Source organism: Micromonospora sp. CA-244673, assembly GCF_050948395.1.
Lineage (GTDB): Bacteria > Actinomycetota > Actinomycetes > Mycobacteriales > Micromonosporaceae > Micromonospora.
On record NZ_CP192019.1, the window covers coordinates 4,825,923 to 4,842,136 of the forward strand.

The following is a 16,214-nucleotide window of genomic DNA, read 5'->3' on the forward strand; positions in this document are numbered from 1 at the left end:
ATGCCGGCCCGCTGTCTGACGGCACCCAGCCTGCGGCCCGCAAGGGTGTCCGGACATCCGTGACGCCACGGATCCGGCCACGGAAAGACGGCACGTACTTCCGCTGCCGGTGCGGGACAATGGCGGCGTGTCCTCGATCGCCACCGAACGACCGTCTAAGCGGGAGGCGGAGGTCCTCGCGCTGCTGCAACTGCGCCTGACGAACGCTGAGATCGCCGAACGGCTGTTCATCTCGGTGCGCACCGTGGAGAGCCACGTGTCGTCGTTGCTGCGCAAGTACGGCGTCGCCGACCGGTTCGACCTCACGGCGCTCGCCCGGCCCGCGGCGGGCGACACCACCACCCCCGCCGGCGGGATGTCCGGGCTGCCCGACCCGCGTACGGCCTTCGTGGGCCGCGAGCGCGAGCGGGAGGCCGTCCTCGCCGCGCTCGCGCACCGGCGGCTCGTGACGCTGCTCGGACCCGGCGGGGTGGGCAAGACCCGGCTGGCCGGGGCGGTGGGCGCCGCAGCGGCGCCAACGTTCCCGCTGGGTCGGGTCTTCGTCGATCTCGTGCCGGTCCTGGACGACTTCGTGGTCCAGGCCGTGGCGACCGCGCTCGGGGTCACCGAGCAGATCCAGCAGCCACTGCTGGCCGCGATCACGGACCGCCTCGGCCGGGGCCGCACGCTGCTCGTGCTGGACAACTGCGAGCACCTGCTCGACCCGGTGGCCGCTCTCGTGGAGCGGATCCTGTCGGCCTGCCCGGACGTGACCGTGCTGGCCACCAGCCGGGAGCGGCTCGCCGTCCCCGGTGAGCAGGTCGTCCCGGTGGCGCCGCTGCCGCTCGGCACCGACGCGGTCACCCTGTTCCATGACCGGGCCCGGGCGGCCGACCCGGAGTTCGACGCGGATCCGGCGGTCGTCGCCGAGCTCTGCGCCCGACTCGACGGGATGCCGTTGGCCATCGAGCTGGCCGCCGCGCGCAGCGCGTCGCTGGGGGCGGCTGGCCTGCTGGCCGCCTTGGACGACGTGCTGCTCCTGCTGGCCGGCGGGCGCGCGGCGGATCGGCGGCACCGGTCCCTGCGCGCGGTCGTCGGCTGGAGTCACGACCTGCTGGACGACGATGAACGGCTGCTGCTCCGTCGCCTGGCGGTGTTCGTCGGCAGCTTCGACCTTCCCGCCGCGGTGGCGGTCACCGACGTCGGCACGCCGGGCGCGGTCGCCGACCTGCTCGGCCGGCTGGCGGACAAGAGCCTCCTCGTCCCCGAGCGCGGGGTCGTGAGCAGATGGCGCCTGCTGGACACTGTCCGCGCCTACGCCGCCGAGCGGCTCACCGCCGCCGGGGAAGAGCCGGCGCTGCGCCAGCGGCACCTGCGCTGGGCTGCCGAGACGGCGGTCGCCCTGCGGGGGCACCCGGCCGACCGCCGCCGGGAGGAGTTCCGCGCCGTCGCCGACGACCTGCGGGCGGCGTTGACGAAGTGTCCGCCTGGACCGAGCCCGCTCGCCCACCAACTGGCCCGGGCGCTCGGGCACCTCGCGTACGTGCACCGGTTCCTGCTCGAAGCCGCCGCTCACTTCGAACGGGCGGCCGCCCACGCCCCCGCCCCGGGGAACGCCGTGCCGGACCTGCGGCACGCGGCCGACTGCATCGTCACCGCCACCAACTGCAGCCCGCAGGCGTTCCGGCACCTGCTGGCCGCTGCGGAAGGCGCCCGGGCGGCCGGCGACGGCGACGCCCGCGCGCTCGCGCTGACCCGGGCCGTGGAGCTTGCCAACCGGTTCAATGCCGAGCCGGCCGCCGAGATACCCCAGCAGCGGCTGCGTGACCTGCTCGGGCAGGCAACCGCTGCCGGCACCGTGGGCAAGCCCACGGTGGCAGCCGGCCTGACGCTGGCGAACGCCTGGACGGCCAGTGGGCGGTGCGACCCCGATCCGCGGCTCGCCGCCGCCGCGCTCGCGGCAGCCCGGGCCGCTGGGGACCCGCTGCTGATCAGCGCAAGCCTGGATGCGGTCGGCGGCGCGGCCGGCCGGGCCGGCCGGCTGCGGGAGGCGCACCGGGTGACCGGTGAACGCATCGCCCTGCTGCCGGAGTTGTCGCGCGACGACCCTTCCGCCGGTGTGGAGATCGTGGACGCCGTGCACATGGCGGCGACCTGGGCGATTGCCGCCGGGGATCTCCCGGCCGCACTGGCCGCCGCCGAGCGGGTGTACCAGGACGACCTGGTCAGCAACCACCCCTACGCCTCGGCGAGCAAGCTGATCCCGGCCCTCGCGCTGACCGGGCGGTTCAACGAGGCGCTGCGGCACACCGAGTCGATGTGGGCCGGTTGGTGCCGGGCGGGCCGGCCCCCCGCCCCTTGGCTGTGGCTCGCCGTCCTGGCTGCCGCGCTCGCGTGCGGCCTGCTCGGCGACGGCGAGCGCTTCGGCCGGTGGCGGGCTCAGGCGCTGGAGGTGACCGGCCTCGGCGACCCCGAGCAGGTGCCCAACTTCGTCGCGTTCCTGACCTTCGTGGACGCCCGGGTCGCCGTGCAGAGGCCCCAGGCGGACGCCGCCGCAGCGCTGGTTGGGCGCGTGTTCGGCGGGGATTCGCAGGGCCGGTACGGGCCGTACGCCCGCGCCGCGGCGGCCGAACTCGCCGTCGTCGCCGGGCTGCCCGACGCGGCCGACCGGCTCGCGGCGGCCGCGCCGGCCGGCGCGGAGAACGACTGGGCGGCCGCCTGCCTCCGCCGGGCCGCTGGGCGGCTGCACCACGACGAGGACGCGCTGGCCGCCTCCGTCCGGGCCTGGGAACGCATCGACGCCCGGTTCGAGCGCGCCTGCACCCTGTTGCTGCTGCCCGAGCGTGCGGCCGAGGGGCGGACGGAACTGGTCGAACTGACCCGGCGGTGACGGCCGTACGCCGATCTCCGCGTCGAGCGGATCCGCGTGGACGGTGAGACCCCTACAGCTGAGCAGGAGCGGCCAAGCCGCGCCGCTGATACGCCGGCAAGGTGTAGGACTGCTCCACCCAGCCAATCTCGCACCGGTCGCGCAGCTGGTAGTCGACGGCGGAAGCCAACTAATCGCGGTCGAAGCCCTCGCAGTCGTGGCAGTGCAGGTGCGCCGCCCGCATCCGCCAGCCGGGGCGCTGCGCCGAGACGGTGTCTCGCCACGGCGTGGCCAGGCGGGGAAGGACCGGCCAGGCGACACTCAGAAACTGATCCCGCTACTCGACCAGGTTCGGGTGTCCCGACCCGGTGCTGTCGGCGGGCCACGCCCCGAGGACGAGCTGTGGTGGACCAAGTACTACGTCCGTCGGGAGGCGCTGCCGTCGACCTCGCTGCTACTGTCCAGGGAGGTCGAACGGCTGCCGGACCGGGTCGGCAGGCTCGGCTCCGAGCGACTGGTCCGGGACGCGCTCGGCCGGTGGATCGACTCAAGCGCCCGCAGCGCCGTCGTGTACTCGTCGACCGCCCGGCGGAGTTCCTCGATCGACATACCGAGAATGCCGGGTTCGCGATCTTCGGCGAGGTGACTGAGCTTGTTCAACGGCTCGACGACCGTCCGGAAGGCGGGTGGCGTGTTGGACTGGACCAGCGGATGGCGGGCGTACCGCCCGTCCGGATAAGCCCAGTGACTCGACCCGCTCCGGATCAGCGTCTCTCCCAGATAGCGAACCGCCCCCACGACGAACGGGTCATCGGCGGCGGCCTGGACCGCGGCCCAGTCGGCAAACCGGTCCAGCACAAGGCGTTCCAGCGCATCGAGGGACTCGACTGAGAAGTCAAAGGAGGAGCCCCCCGGCCGAAACCGGACACACCAACTGTCGAGTTCGGCATCCATCTCGGCCAACCACCGGTCGAGCAAGTCCGTCGGCGACTCTCCGCGCCGCGCCCCCGTCGACTCCAGCCCGTAGAAGTCGAGGCCGAACTCGTCGTGGAGGGCCCTGGCCTGTTCCGGCGAGGCCAGGACGTACACGTCGTCGTGACAGGGTTCCTTCTTCGCCGGACGTAGTTGATAGAACCGGCGCGGATCATCACCGCCCGGGTCCAGATCGTTGATTTGCTCGGCTACCGCCGCCTGGTCTACGTAGTCATCCGACTCATGCTCGACGCGCCACCAGACTGACTCGCCGTTACGTACAAAGTGCAGCCACTCGTTGTCACCCTCGCACAGCAGCATGACGTCGGCGACCATCACCGCACCACCCGTACACTCGGCCACTCTCTCCTCGAGCAGGTACCGGTAGTGGTCCGCTACGTCGTCGACATCATCGCCATGCACCGCGATTGCCACGCCCAACTCGGGGAGCCAACCCAACAGGTCGCGCTCCGTCAGATCCTCATCCAGATGATGTTCGTTCCACTCAGCGATGCTGGCCAACTCGACGGCGGCCTTTTCCTCCACCACCATGCCGAGTCCCACCAGCCTACCGATCAGTGCCCGAAGTGTCCTTCTCACCATGCCGCGGGATTCTGGCACGGGACGGCATGGCCGAGTAGCAGAACCGGCCTCTCGACCGGGTCTATCCAGTCCTGTTCATCGGATTTGGTCGACGGCCGGTGTCAGTGGGCGGCCGATCGGCCCGGTAGTCCAGTCTGACCGCCGAGATCCATAGGGGATCGCTTCGGTTACCCCAGCGGCAATTCTCCGCCATGTCGTAGTCGCCGGTCACCTCGGTCCCCGAGCCGTTGGAGTCCTTGCAGATTCCCTCACGGGCATAGTCCGTCTGCCAGTGGACCTCGACGTGGTAGCCGTCGGAGTTCTCGTCCGTCACGGAGAACCAGTCGCCGTAACAGTGGGAGCAGGCGCTGCCCGCCAGCTTGACCTTCCAACCGTCGGTGGGATCTTGGGCCGACACCGTTCCGCAGGTCACCGTGTCGGTCGTCGCGGCGCTCGCGCTGCCGGCCGTCGCGCCGAGGAGGGCGAGCGCTGCGCCGGCCACGACTGCCACTCGCGGTACCTTCATCGCGTACCTTCCCTTCTTAGATACAGACGGCTACGTCGTCCGTGCAGTCGGTGGTGTACTCGCCGCGGACACAGGTGCCGCCGTTCCAGATTTCGAGGTACCACTTGATCTGGTAGCCCTCCTTGAGGTCGTAGTCGCACTTCTGGTAGTCGCCGTTTCCGCTGGCGATGCAGGTGCCGCTACGGCCCCACGACTGCCAACGGACCTCCACGTGGGCGCCGTCCGCCGCGGCGTCGTGGACGCTGAACCAGTCTCCGTAGGTGTGCCAGCAGGCAAGGCCACCGGTCACGTCAAGGCAGTGGGTGTATTCGCCACGACGACGGCGACGGTGAGCGCAGCTTCGCCCGATGAGGTTCCCTCGGGAGCTCGGAGGCTTTCGATCATGCTCTGCTGGAGTTCGCCCCCTGCCGACGCCAGCGCACTCACCGCTGCCCGGCAGCTCCTTGCAGCCAGGTGGCCCACTCGTCGGCGTCCTCCAATCGAGCGAACCCGTTCAGCGCCGCGGCAGCCAGTCCGGCCGGCAGCGCATCGTGCTCCCGCAGCTCCCGCCACTGGGCCAGGCTGAGCTCCAGCACCCGGAGGCCTGGCAACTCCGCAACCCGGTGCAGGTCGCTGACGTTGGCTTCAGACAGGTCGAGGTGGACGAGGGCCGGCAGAGCAGCCAGCGGACCGACCGCGACCGGGGAGCGGGTAGCAAGCTTCAGCCCCCACAGGGTCGGATGCCGGCCGAGTGGCGGAAGGTCGATCTCGGCAGCATCGATCGACAGCCACTCGACCGGCACGTCGGGTGGGAGGTCCGCGGTGACCGCTGTCGCACGGTAGATTGAGACGCAGTGCAAATGGCATAGCGGCGCGAGCTCCGCCAGACGGAGGACTGCGCCGTCGTTGAGGTAAAGCTCTTGCACGTCGAGTCCCGCGACGACGTCAGCGACCCGCCGCTGCCCCACCTGCTGAGAGTGGCTGTACTGCGGATGGGCCGAGGCTCGCTGTGGGGCACCGGCGTCCCGCAGCTCTGCGAGCCTGTCGTGCAGCGCGGCCGTCACGGACTCGGCGACGTACCCCACCGGTCCATAGAAGTCTCTGCCGTACTGGATGATCTGCCCAGAAGTGCCTTCGGGTCCGGGATCGAGGTCGATCAAGCAGTAGTTCCCGCCCCAGTCGGTGCCGACCTCCACCCACCAGTCGTTGCGGAACACCCGCCGCACCCGGCCGGGCGGGTACGCCTCGTAGACGACCGGGAACACCGCGAACAGGTCGTCGGGACCGACGCCAGCCCCGGGTTTGCCGGCCAGGTGCGCCTCGACCACGGCTACCAACGGCAGCAGGGACCCCGCCCCGAGCAGCCCATACTCCTCATCTTCGGACACGGTGCGGTACAGGGCCCGAAGATCCTCGGGCAGCCGCAGGCCCATGGCGACCTCGGCGGCGAGGATTTCCTCCTCCGAATGTCCGGCGCCCAGGTCGGGCCTGCGCCCCGTCTTCCGCGTGTGCTCCCTCACGAACTCCGCGACGAGGGCGCGGATGGTGGCGAGGACCTCCGAGTCGGTGGGCCGGTCGGTGACCCCGACACCGGGCGGCGCCGGCATCGGCGAAGCCGGGTGGCCCGGGTGTCGGTATCCGGGGTCGAGCACCAGCCGCACCGGCGCCACAGTGGGCAGATCGAAGGTGTACCGCAGCTCGGCGCGCCCCGCCCCGTCGCGGGCGAGTTCGACGACGATCGGGCGGTCCTCCCCATCCGGGCGCAGCACCTCGTCCACTCGGCGGAGAAGCTCGTGCATGGCGAACCCGGCGTCCGCGAACGTCGATCGCCCGGCGACATCGAACGTGTGCAGCGAGCTGCCGCCCCGGCGGTGGTGACACCCTTGCAGGACCGCTACGCCAGCGCCAGCCAACACCGACGCCATCTCCCTTACCAGCCCCTCCAGATCCGTCAACGCCGACCCCTCCCCCATGATCAGCAAACAGAATAACGACACACCGTTCTCGGTATGAGCGGACGTAGCCGGACCGCAAAGTGGAGCCGCCGACGCTGACGCCTTCGACGCGCCGAAGAGGTCACCGAGCAGAGCGCTGGTCAGGCGATTGCCGGTGGGATTCGAGTCTCAGTTCCCGGAATCCATGCCGGCGCTACCACGACGGCACCGAAAGCCATACGCCGATGCAGCATGCCCTCGTGATTGGCGTCAGCGGACCCAGGACTACAAGCCGGCACCAGCCAGGCGGGTAGCAGCCAACGCCGACCACTTCGGCGTCCCCCGGAAACGCAAACGGTGCGCGTTTCAGTGGATCTAAGCGCGCACCGTGGGGTAATGGTTTGTGTCCGAGGGGGGCTGAACCCACCACGATCCGCATCGATGCGCGCTCTGAGTGCGCATCGCGCTGATGCTACATGCCTTGGCTACGGTAACGGACAGCGTGGCGGTTGCAGGCCGGCCTGCGTCTGGACCACCTGCTGATCTCCAACGAGCGCCAGGCGCTGACCGTCGTTGGCGAGTACGTCGACCACTTCAACGATCATCGACCCCATCAAGGCCGGCGACAGTTGCCGCGCAACCACGATCCGGCCGTCGTCATCCCCATGGACGCCTCCATCCGACGCCGACGACGCCTCGACGGCGTGATCACCGAGTATCACCGAGCCGCTTGAAGCGATCATCGAAATTCCTGGTCACGACCCTGAGGCGGGTTTTGGCATACTTCAGGTGACCAGCGCCGTGGCAGCGGTTTGCCCTCGCCGCGCCCCGTGTCGCGCTCGGTCTGCTCACCACTGCCGGGCTGGGCATGGTGGCGGTCGGCGCGTTCCCGACCGACCCCATCGACCCGACCGATCCGCGGTTCGTCACCACCGCAGGCTCCATCCACGCGGTGGCAGGCATCTTGTCGTTCACGTGCTGCCGATCGCCGCGCCCCCGCTGGTCAGGCGGGTGGCCGCCGCCACCGGCACCCGAGCACCACGCCGGCTGGCGGCCATGCCACCCATCGCCTACGCGCTGTTCTGGCTGACCGGCTTGTCTGGGCCGACGGTGCGCACCTCAACGTGCGCCTCAACGAGGCGAAACTGTGCCTGCTCGTGATCGTCGGGGTCCGCGTCGACGGCCGCAAGGAGAAGGAGCTCGTCGCCCTCGCCGAGGGCTACCGCGAATCGGCCGGCTGCTGGGCGGACCTGCTGCGCGACTGCAAACGGCGCGGCATGCAGGCTCCGTCCTGGCCGTCGGTGAGGGGGCGCTCGGGTTCTGGAACGCTTTGCGCGAGGTGTTCCCGGACACGCGGGAGCATCGCCAAGACCCGCCTGGAACACATCCTCAAAGCCATCGCGCTGAACTTCATCCGCCTCGGCGCCTGGTTCAACGGCGTACCCGTCGATCCCAGACACCAACCACCTCACCCGGCTGGCCCTCGACCTCGCGACGGCAATCGCCAAGGGGTCCCTCCCGAGCACAAAGAGCATGAACCGTCGTCGTGTGGTGACCCAGCCGGGGTCGGCTAGGCGGACGCAGCGCCGGACGCGGCCTTCCATCGGTCGATCAGGGCGGGCAGCTCCCGGAACATGAACTCGTAGAAGTCACGCATCTCGGCGAGCCGGCGCGCGGCGGGCGTGTTGTCGCCGACGGCTTTGATTCCGTCGTTTGCCGCTCGGAACATGGCTTGGACCATGCCGTTCTGCGTCGACATGAGGGTCGCCCAGGCGCCGTCGCGCAGTCGATAGTGCTCGCGGCGGCTGGCCGGCACCGGGACGCGTTCGATTAGTCCGACGGTGGAGAGCATCTTGATTGCTCCAGAGACGGCTCCGGAACTGATGCCGAGCCACTCGGATAGTTCGGGTGCGGTGACGCTGTCGGTGTCGGTGAACAAGAGCGCGGCCAGCACTCGTGCCGTCGCCTTTTGCATGCCCCCTTGCGCCAGGACCAGCGCCATCCGCTCGGCGGCCTCCAGCGTGTCAGCCAACCCCATCTCCTTTACCTCGCAGCCTGGGATGATCCTAACACCTCTGAGTCTTCAAAAATCTCTGAAGACTCTGATAGTATCTCCGACATGAACACGGCGATCGAGCTCACCGAGCTCACCAAGACATACGGCACCCGGCGGGGCCTCACCGGCCTGACTCTGACGGTCGACCATGGCGAGGTGTTCGGCTACCTCGGCCCGAACGGCGCCGGCAAGTCGACCACGATCCGGCTCCTGCTGAACCTGATCCGCCCCTCATCCGGCGACGCCCGGGTACTTGGATTGGATCCGCACGTCGATGCAGTCAAGCTGCACCGCCGCGTCGGGTACCTGGCCGGCGATTTCGTCGTCGACGGACGCCAGCGGGCCGGGGAGTGCCTGGCCTTTCTCGGTGCGCTGCGCGGCGGGGTTCCCGCCGCCCGGATCGTCGAGCTGGCCGACCGGCTGGACCTGGACCTGACCGCGCGGGTGAAGAGCCTGTCGAAAGGCAACCGACAGAAGGTCGGTCTGGTTCAGGCGTTCATGCACGAGCCGGAGCTGCTGATCCTGGACGAGCCCACCTCCGGGCTCGACCCGCTAGTGCAGCAGACGTTCCTCGACATGGTTCTCGATGCCAAGAAGGCCGGGCAGACGGTGTTCATGTCCAGCCACATCATGAGCGAGGTGGAAGCGGTCGCCGACCGGGTCGCTCTTATCCGCGAAGGCCACCTCGTCGCCCTCGACACCGTCACCGAGCTGCGCGACCGGTCCCTGCTGCAGGTGCGGATCAGCTTCACCGCGCCGGTGCACGTTGACCAGTTCGCGGGGCTCGCGGGCGTCACCGACGTAGCTGTAGACGGGACGACGTTGACCTGCCGGGTCGACGGCAGCCCGGACGCCCTGATCAAAACAGCCGCCCGGCACACCATCACCGGGCTACGCGCCGACACCCAGGACCTGGAAGAGGTGTTCCACACCTTCTACGCCGGCCGCACCGCCTAACCGACCACACGTCAAACCACGAGAAACGGCAGGACGATGACCATGACCACGACCCTCCACACCACCCGGCCCGCAGCCCCCGGCATCATCCCGGGCACGTCCCGGCCCGCCCGCACCTTCGGCGGCAGCATCTTCACAAAGACGTTGTGGGACAACCGGCGCGTCTTCGCCGTGTGGGCCCTCGCGACCGGATTACTCGCGACGTTCTACGCCAGCTTCTACCCCCAGCTGTCGGCCGAGTCGATGGCGAGCGTTCCGGAGACGATGCGGGGCTTCGGCCTCGACGACATGTCCAGCGCCGCGGGCTACCTGCAGGGCCCGGTGTTCGGGCTGCTGGTGCCGCTGCTGGTCACCTTTTACGGCGCGGCCACCGGCGCCCGCATGATCTCCGCCGACGAGGAGTCCGGCTACCTGGACCTGCTTCTAGCGCACCCGATCGGCCGTACCCGGCTGATGCTGCAGCGCTTCACGGCGCTGGCCGCTGGTGCGGCGCTGATCGGGGTCGCCGTGCTGGTCGGGCTGCTGGCCGTGCGCGGCAGCGCCAACCTGGACACTGTCAGCATTGGCGGGTTCGCCGCCCAGGCGCTCAACCTAGTGCTACTGGGCTTGCTGTTCGGCGCCGTGGCCACCGGTATCGGCGCCGCCACCGGCGCCTCGCGCGCGGTCGCCTTCGGTGCCACCGCCGGTCTGGGCGTGCTCACCTACGCGCTGCACGGCTTTGCTCCGCAGATCGGTGCGGACTGGCTGCGCTACCTGACCCCGTTTTACTACTACATCAGCGCCGAACCGCTCATCAACAGCGTCCACGTCGGGCATGTCACGGTGCTGGTATCCGCCGTTGTCGCACTGATCGGTGCCAGCGCGTGGCGGCTCAACCGCCGCGATCTCAACCGGTAGACCGATACCAACCTGCGACTTCCAACGCTCGTAGGGGCCATCCGACGGGGTGGCCCCATAGTCGTGGATGGGACGCCGGCTGCCGGAGAATCCTCGACTCCTCCACTGCGCTCGATTGCGCGTACCGCCGCCAGTTCCGCCTCGGACAGACGCATTCGGATGGTCCTCGACTACGACCCGGAGACGCAAGGTCAGCTGCTCGACGAATGCGAATCACGGACATGCATCTGTCAGCCCGCACCGCTGGGCATCCGCTGGTCGAACCTGGTGATGAAGGGGGTCATGCAGTCCACCGCACGTGGTGACTGCTGTTCGCTGCTGAGAGCCGCGGCAAGAAGCAGGCGCGCCTTCGGGAGCCGGCAGTGATCCTGCGAAGAGCGCTCTGGCGGCGGCGAGGTCAGCCCCTCCTCCCGCGCCGTAGACCGGGGCAACGTCCCGCCTGGGCAGCGGGAGGTCACCAGCACCACCATTCCCGCGCCACAGACCTCCGCACCTCTTCCAGGACACCTGGCGTTGGGTTGCCGATGCCCAGGGCCTGAAGCACGATTCCCCTCGCACCTGCGGCCCGGCACGCGGCGAGTTGTACGCCAGCGGCGTCCAGGTAGACCGGCATCGTCGCCGGGAGCGGGGGTGCGGATATCGGCTAAAAAGGCCGCCGCCGGGCCTGCTACCTGGTCGGGGCCAGGCCGGCCGGGTTGGTCTTCGCGGCGGTCGGGCTGATGGGCGATGATGTCGGGGCGGGCACGGCGACTCTCGGTTGTGGAGTGTCAGAGACTCCACCATCTACCGGCGCGGTGCCCGTCACGCCAGAGCGCTGCGAACGACGCGTGCGCTGCCCGGGGCAGGTCCACTAGGGGGAATGGATGTCGGAACTGGATTTCCCCCCGATACGGGTGGCTGGTCGGGGGCGTGGTTGGTACCGGGGCGACTGCCACGTACATTCGGTGCACTCGGACGGCAAGCTCACGCCGCAGCGGCTTGCGGCCGATGCCCGTGCGGCTGGGCTGGATTTCCTCGCGACCACCGAGCACAACACCCCCGACGCGCATGGCACCTGGGGGCGCCACGCCGGCAACGATCTGCTGGTGATCCTGGGCGAAGAGGTCACCACCCGCACCGGGCACTGGCTCGCGCTCGGCATACCCGCGGGACAGGTGGTCGGCTGGGACTACGGCGTGTACGACGGGATGCTCGACCGGCATCTGGATGAGGTCCACCGAGCCGGTGGGCTGTGTGTCGCGGCCCATCCGCATGCGCCCTACGCCTCCGGCACGTTCATGTACCCGTACCAGGGGCTCGACGCGGTGGAGGTGTGGAACGGACCGTGGAGCTCGGATGTGCCCTGGCAAGCCGACAATGAAGCAGCCCTGGCCGAATGGGGGCGCGCCCTGGCCGCGGACATCCACCAGGGGCGGTGGCGGCCGGCAGTGGGCAACAGCGATACCCACCTTGAGGGCCAGATCGGCATCCCGCACACCGTCGTACTCGCCGAGGAACTCAGCACCAACGCGATCCTCGCCGGCATCCGGACCGGCCGCAGCTGGATCGCCGAATCGGCCGCCGTCGAGCTGTCCTTGACGATCTCAGCCGGCAGTCACCACGCCGGGATCGGCGAGCGGTTGACGACCGGCGGTGAACCGGCCATCGCGCGAGCGGAGGTACGCGGCGTGCCCTCCGGCACCGTCAGCTTCCACACGGTGCAAGGCAAGATGCACAGCGCACCGTTGCCCGGCACAGGTGCCGGCGCCGTGCACTGGCACACCAACGCCGAAGAATCGGCGTTCATCCGCATCGAGGTGCGCCACCCCGAAGGGCACATGGCGGCGCTCAGCAACCCAATCATCCTGACCTGAAAGCACAACGCCAACGTCACCGCTCCGAAGGAAGACGGCGGGCGGTACCGCCAGGGAAGCGACGGATCCCGATGGCGATCACAGCGAATCAGGACAGAACGCAAACTCGCCGGGGCCCTGAGGGCGGCCGAGGTCTCGGCCCATGACAGAGCGTCGCCCCGACGGCGGTGATGAGGTGAATTCCAACTACTCGATCAACAGAGCCTGCCAGTCTCGCTGACGAGCGGTAAGCAGGCCCGGTCGCGGCCGATTCCATACGGGTCGGGGAACGGACGTGTTGCTGCGGGGCGGGCCGGGCGACGGCCAGGTGGTGCCCGGCGGCGGGGAGACCGTGGTGTGGGGGCGTGCCTGCACGAGATCACGTCCGAACGCGGCCATCGGCAGGGGCGTGATCTGCGCCTGTACCGCCACCGTCCCGAGTTGACCGCCTTCTACGTGACCCGCGCCGCCCTCCCGGCGATGCGCGACGCCAAGTACGGCAGCATCTCGTCGGCCTGATCTGTCGGCCATCCGAGCCTTGACACGCCGACGTCTCGGAATCGAGTGCGAGCGGATGAGGCCGCGGGCGGATGACGGCGGCTCCGCTGGCCTCAGCGTCGGGCGCCGCCCGGTCGGCCTCGGCCGGTCCCGGAGGCCCGCTGACCAACGCGCGGAGCCCGTACCACCGAGGAGTTGCCCGACCCGGGGCGGAAGTCCCGCGCCGCACCGGCAACCATCTCGTCGGGATCGCGACCGAGCGCCTGCCGAATGTGCGGCGGGACCACCTCCGACGTCGCCATCGCCATCCGCACCTGCACCGAGCGGTCGTCAATCAGGCGTCGCAGATCCGCCTCGGTCAGCTCGACCGCGAGCACCAGCGCGGCGCGGACGTCCACCACGGGATCCTGGGCGAGTGCGCTTCGCTGGGCGGTGGTGGTCCGCGGGTTGCGGGCGAGCCCCTTGCGTACGCGTGCGGTGCGATCGGCCATCAGGGCGGTGATCACGTCGGGGTCGTGGGTGTGGGTGGCGAGTCGTTCCCGTACCTCTGGTGAGACGTCGTTGACCAGCCGCGCGGCCAGCTCGGGTTCCAGTTCGCGCCTCTCCGCGAGGAGACCACGAAGCTCCTTGTCGGGGGCCTCCGTCATCACCCGGCGAATCGACTCGTCGCAGGCCGGGTTGCCGGCGACCCCCCAGCGGACCCACCGGTCGGCGTCCTTGACGAGTCGCAGGAGATTGGCGACCGAGGTCGAGGGGTTTCTCGCCACGGCCTCCCGGACGTGACGATCATGGTCCCGGGTCAGTGGTCGCAGTGCCTGCGCGGGCGCGTCGGTGCGGGTCGCGACCGCCTCACGGACCACGGCCGACGGGTCGGACGCCAGGTCGATGAGGGTCATGTGCGGCGTTGTGGGGTCCTGCGCGAAGGCGAGCCGCGCATCGACGCTGCCACCCGTCACACCGTCCGCGGCGGCACCTGACCCACTGTGACGGTTGGGCCCGCCGACGTCCTGCTGTTTCCCCATGGGCGCCATCATGTCACGGGCCGACCGGGGAACCACGAGCCCTGACCAGCGCTTTGACGGTGGTCGAAGCGCCGCTTCCGTGGTCTCAGCCAGCCGTGGCGACGGGCGAGGCCTTGTCGCCGCGGCTTGGCGGAGTCAACGTCAGACCAGGCGGATGTTGGCGGCCTGAAGGCCCTTCTGGCCCTGCTCGACGTCGAACTCGACCCGCTGGTTCTCTTCCAGGCTGCGGAGCCCGCTCGATGAGATGGCCGAGAAGTGGGCGAAGACGTCAGCGCCACCACCATCCTGCGCGATGAAGCCGAAGCCCTTGTCCGCGTTGAACCACTTGACTGTGCCGAATGCCATTTCTTCTCCTCGAGTAACGGATGGAGCCACGTGCGGGCCCTCGGTTGCCGCCGCTGCTGGTCCGGAAGAACCGGCAGGACAAAAAGCGCCCGGCGGGTTAGATACCCACCAGGCGCTGGCAAAGTATGGGACAAACCGAAGGTTGCAACCCGGTGAGGCTAGCACGGGCGCGCCGCGCGGTGTCTTCGTTGTCAGCGCTGACCGCGCCGGCTACCAACCCGCGTGCCGGAAGAGAACGCCGCCGCGCCCCGTGTCGCGGACGTGGTTTCCGCGGCACTCGCCCGACGACTTCCCGAGCCTCTCCCGCGCGTTGCGCTGGCGGTCGATCCGCCCGTCGCTGTGCGCGGATCCGGGCGCCGCGTGGCGCTGCGGCCTCGTCCGTGATGTGGCGCCGTCGTCGCTACGGGAGGCGTCACGAAGCGGCGCTCGCCCGGGGCGAGTTCGGTGAGCAGCGAGTCGCCGGGCCCAAGCTGGGTGATGGTCGGGTTGATGCCGGCCTGGCGGGTGAGGTCGCGCACGTCGGTGACCTGGTCGTCGGTCATCAGGGTGACGATGGTGCCGCTCGCTCCGGCACGCGCGGTCCGCCCCGAGCGGTGCAGGTATGCCTTGTGCTCGGCGGGCGGGTCGGCGTGGATCACGAGAGCTACGTCGTCGACGTGGATACCGCGCGCCGCGATGTCGGTCGCGACGAGCGTGCGGGCGTCGCCGGCGGAGAACGCCGCCAGATTGCGGGTGCGGGCGTTCTGCGCCAGGTTGCCGTGCAGCTCCACGGCGGGCACGCCCGAGGCGACCAGTTGACTGGTCAGCTTCTTGGCGCCGCGCTTGGTGCGGGTGAATACAAGCGTGCGCCCCGGAGCGGCCGTCAGGTCGACCAGGACGGGGAGCCGGTCATCGTGACGCACCCGGAGCACGTGGTGGGTCATCGCGGCGACCGGGGACATCGCCGAGTCGACGCTGTGGGTGACTGGGTTGGAGAGGTACCGCCGCACGAGGACGTCAACGCCCGCGTCGAGCGTCGCCGAGAACAGCAGCCGCTGGGAGCGGGGCGGTGTCTTGTCGAGGAGTCGCCGTACGACCGGCAGGAAGCCCAGGTCGGCCATGTGGTCCGCCTCGTCGAGCACCGTGACCTCGACGGCGTCGAGGATCGCGTGGCCGGTCGACACGTGGTCGGCGAGCCGGCCGGGACAGGCGATGAGGATATCGACCCCGGCACGCAGTGCAGCGATCTGCGGCCGCGCGTTCACCCCACCGAAGATCGTCACGGTCCGCAGCGACAGCGCGGTGGCCAGCGGTGCGATCGTCGCTTCGATCTGGGTCGCCAGCTCGCGGGTGGGCGCCAGGATGAGCGAGCGCGGGCGGCCGGGCAGCCGCGGAGACGTGGCGGCCGAGAGCCGGGCGAGGACCGGAAGAGCGAAGGCGTATGTCTTGCCCGATCCCGTCCTGCCACGACCCAGCACGTCGCGTCCGGCGAGTGAATCCGGGAGCGTCGCGGCCTGGATCGGGAATGGCGTGCTGATGCCCGCCTGCTCGAGCGCGGCGACCAGGCGGCCGGGCACGCCAAGGTCGGCGAAGGAGGTGGGTGTGACAAGGGGGGTCTTGCTGGGGCGGCGTGCCGCCATGGGAGTCTCCGAACGTGGAAGGGGTCGCCCTGCACGGCGCTGACCGATTGGTCGCGCGCGTTGTGGTCGACATCAGAGGCAGGCCGTGGTCGGAAACCGGCGGACTGGTTGATCAATCTACCCGCACCCCGGCCCAGGGCGCACACG

Annotated in this window: 14 protein-coding genes and 2 pseudogenes; 8 read left to right on the plus strand and 8 right to left on the minus strand. The window is 69.8% G+C overall.

Annotated features, from left to right (window positions below):
* Window positions 1-127 precede the first annotated feature (127 nt).
* Window positions 128-2,869: an ATP-binding protein gene (locus tag ACQP12_RS22015; protein WP_433281605.1), complete on the plus strand. Its 2,742-nt coding sequence runs from the start codon at window positions 128-130 to the stop codon at window positions 2,867-2,869.
* Between the two features lie 396 nt (window positions 2,870-3,265).
* Here the strand turns inward: ACQP12_RS22015 and ACQP12_RS22020 are convergent, their stop codons facing one another.
* The 4 genes from ACQP12_RS22020 to ACQP12_RS22035 form a co-directional block, all read right to left on the minus strand.
* Window positions 3,266-4,372, minus strand: coding sequence for a hypothetical protein (locus ACQP12_RS22020; protein ID WP_433281607.1), 1,107 nt, complete (start codon window positions 4,370-4,372; stop codon window positions 3,266-3,268).
* Between the two features lie 112 nt (window positions 4,373-4,484).
* Complete coding sequence (locus tag ACQP12_RS22025) at window positions 4,485-4,913, minus strand: hypothetical protein (RefSeq protein WP_433281609.1); 429 nt, start codon at window positions 4,911-4,913, stop codon at window positions 4,485-4,487.
* A gap of 31 nt (window positions 4,914-4,944) precedes the next feature.
* Complete coding sequence (locus ACQP12_RS22030; RefSeq protein ID WP_433281610.1) at window positions 4,945-5,217, minus strand: hypothetical protein; 273 nt, start codon at window positions 5,215-5,217, stop codon at window positions 4,945-4,947.
* A 133-nt stretch (window positions 5,218-5,350) separates the two neighbouring features.
* The gene (locus tag ACQP12_RS22035; protein ID WP_433281612.1) at window positions 5,351-6,862 is read right to left on the minus strand and encodes an SMI1/KNR4 family protein; all 1,512 of its coding nucleotides are present in this window, start codon (window positions 6,860-6,862) and stop codon (window positions 5,351-5,353) included.
* Window positions 6,863-7,350: 488 nt separating this feature from the next.
* Between ACQP12_RS22035 and ACQP12_RS22040 the strand changes: the two genes are divergently transcribed.
* From ACQP12_RS22040 to ACQP12_RS22050, 3 genes and pseudogenes are all read left to right on the plus strand, one after another.
* The gene (locus ACQP12_RS22040) at window positions 7,351-7,575 is read left to right on the plus strand and encodes a transposase (RefSeq protein WP_433281614.1); all 225 of its coding nucleotides are present in this window, start codon (window positions 7,351-7,353) and stop codon (window positions 7,573-7,575) included.
* Window positions 7,576-7,709: 134 nt separating this feature from the next.
* The gene (locus ACQP12_RS22045) at window positions 7,710-7,931 is read left to right on the plus strand and encodes a hypothetical protein (protein ID WP_433281616.1); all 222 of its coding nucleotides are present in this window, start codon (window positions 7,710-7,712) and stop codon (window positions 7,929-7,931) included.
* Window positions 7,932-7,938: 7 nt separating this feature from the next.
* Window positions 7,939-8,207, plus strand: a pseudogene (locus ACQP12_RS22050) (transposase); the annotation flags it as partial.
* A 204-nt stretch (window positions 8,208-8,411) separates the two neighbouring features.
* On the opposite strand, the gene ACQP12_RS22055 reads toward ACQP12_RS22050, so the two are convergent.
* Entirely contained in the window at window positions 8,412-8,873 is a 462-nt protein-coding gene (locus ACQP12_RS22055; protein WP_433281618.1) for a GbsR/MarR family transcriptional regulator, read from the minus strand.
* An 87-nt stretch (window positions 8,874-8,960) separates the two neighbouring features.
* On the opposite strand from ACQP12_RS22055, the gene ACQP12_RS22060 reads away from it, so the two are divergent.
* From ACQP12_RS22060 to ACQP12_RS22075, 4 genes and pseudogenes are all read left to right on the plus strand, one after another.
* Window positions 8,961-9,854 carry an ABC transporter ATP-binding protein gene (locus ACQP12_RS22060; protein ID WP_433281620.1) on the plus strand — a complete coding sequence of 298 codons (894 nt, stop codon included), beginning with the start codon at window positions 8,961-8,963 and terminating at the stop codon, window positions 9,852-9,854.
* A gap of 42 nt (window positions 9,855-9,896) precedes the next feature.
* Window positions 9,897-10,751 carry an ABC transporter permease subunit gene (locus tag ACQP12_RS22065; protein WP_433281622.1) on the plus strand — a complete coding sequence of 285 codons (855 nt, stop codon included), beginning with the start codon at window positions 9,897-9,899 and terminating at the stop codon, window positions 10,749-10,751.
* 863 nt (window positions 10,752-11,614) lie between these two features.
* Entirely contained in the window at window positions 11,615-12,604 is a 990-nt protein-coding gene (locus ACQP12_RS22070; RefSeq protein ID WP_433281625.1) for a CehA/McbA family metallohydrolase, read from the plus strand.
* Window positions 12,605-12,878: 274 nt separating this feature from the next.
* Window positions 12,879-13,102 (plus strand): annotated as a pseudogene (locus tag ACQP12_RS22075) (hypothetical protein).
* Window positions 13,103-13,194: 92 nt separating this feature from the next.
* Here the strand turns inward: ACQP12_RS22075 and ACQP12_RS22080 are convergent.
* From ACQP12_RS22080 to ACQP12_RS22090, 3 genes are all read right to left on the minus strand, one after another.
* Window positions 13,195-14,115, minus strand: coding sequence for a hypothetical protein (locus ACQP12_RS22080; RefSeq protein ID WP_433281627.1), 921 nt, complete (start codon window positions 14,113-14,115; stop codon window positions 13,195-13,197).
* 129 nt (window positions 14,116-14,244) lie between these two features.
* Window positions 14,245-14,448 carry a cold-shock protein gene (locus ACQP12_RS22085; protein WP_433281629.1) on the minus strand — a complete coding sequence of 68 codons (204 nt, stop codon included), beginning with the start codon at window positions 14,446-14,448 and terminating at the stop codon, window positions 14,245-14,247.
* Window positions 14,449-14,639: 191 nt separating this feature from the next.
* Window positions 14,640-16,067 carry a DEAD/DEAH box helicase gene (locus ACQP12_RS22090; RefSeq protein ID WP_433281632.1) on the minus strand — a complete coding sequence of 476 codons (1,428 nt, stop codon included), beginning with the start codon at window positions 16,065-16,067 and terminating at the stop codon, window positions 14,640-14,642.
* Window positions 16,068-16,214 lie beyond the last annotated feature (147 nt).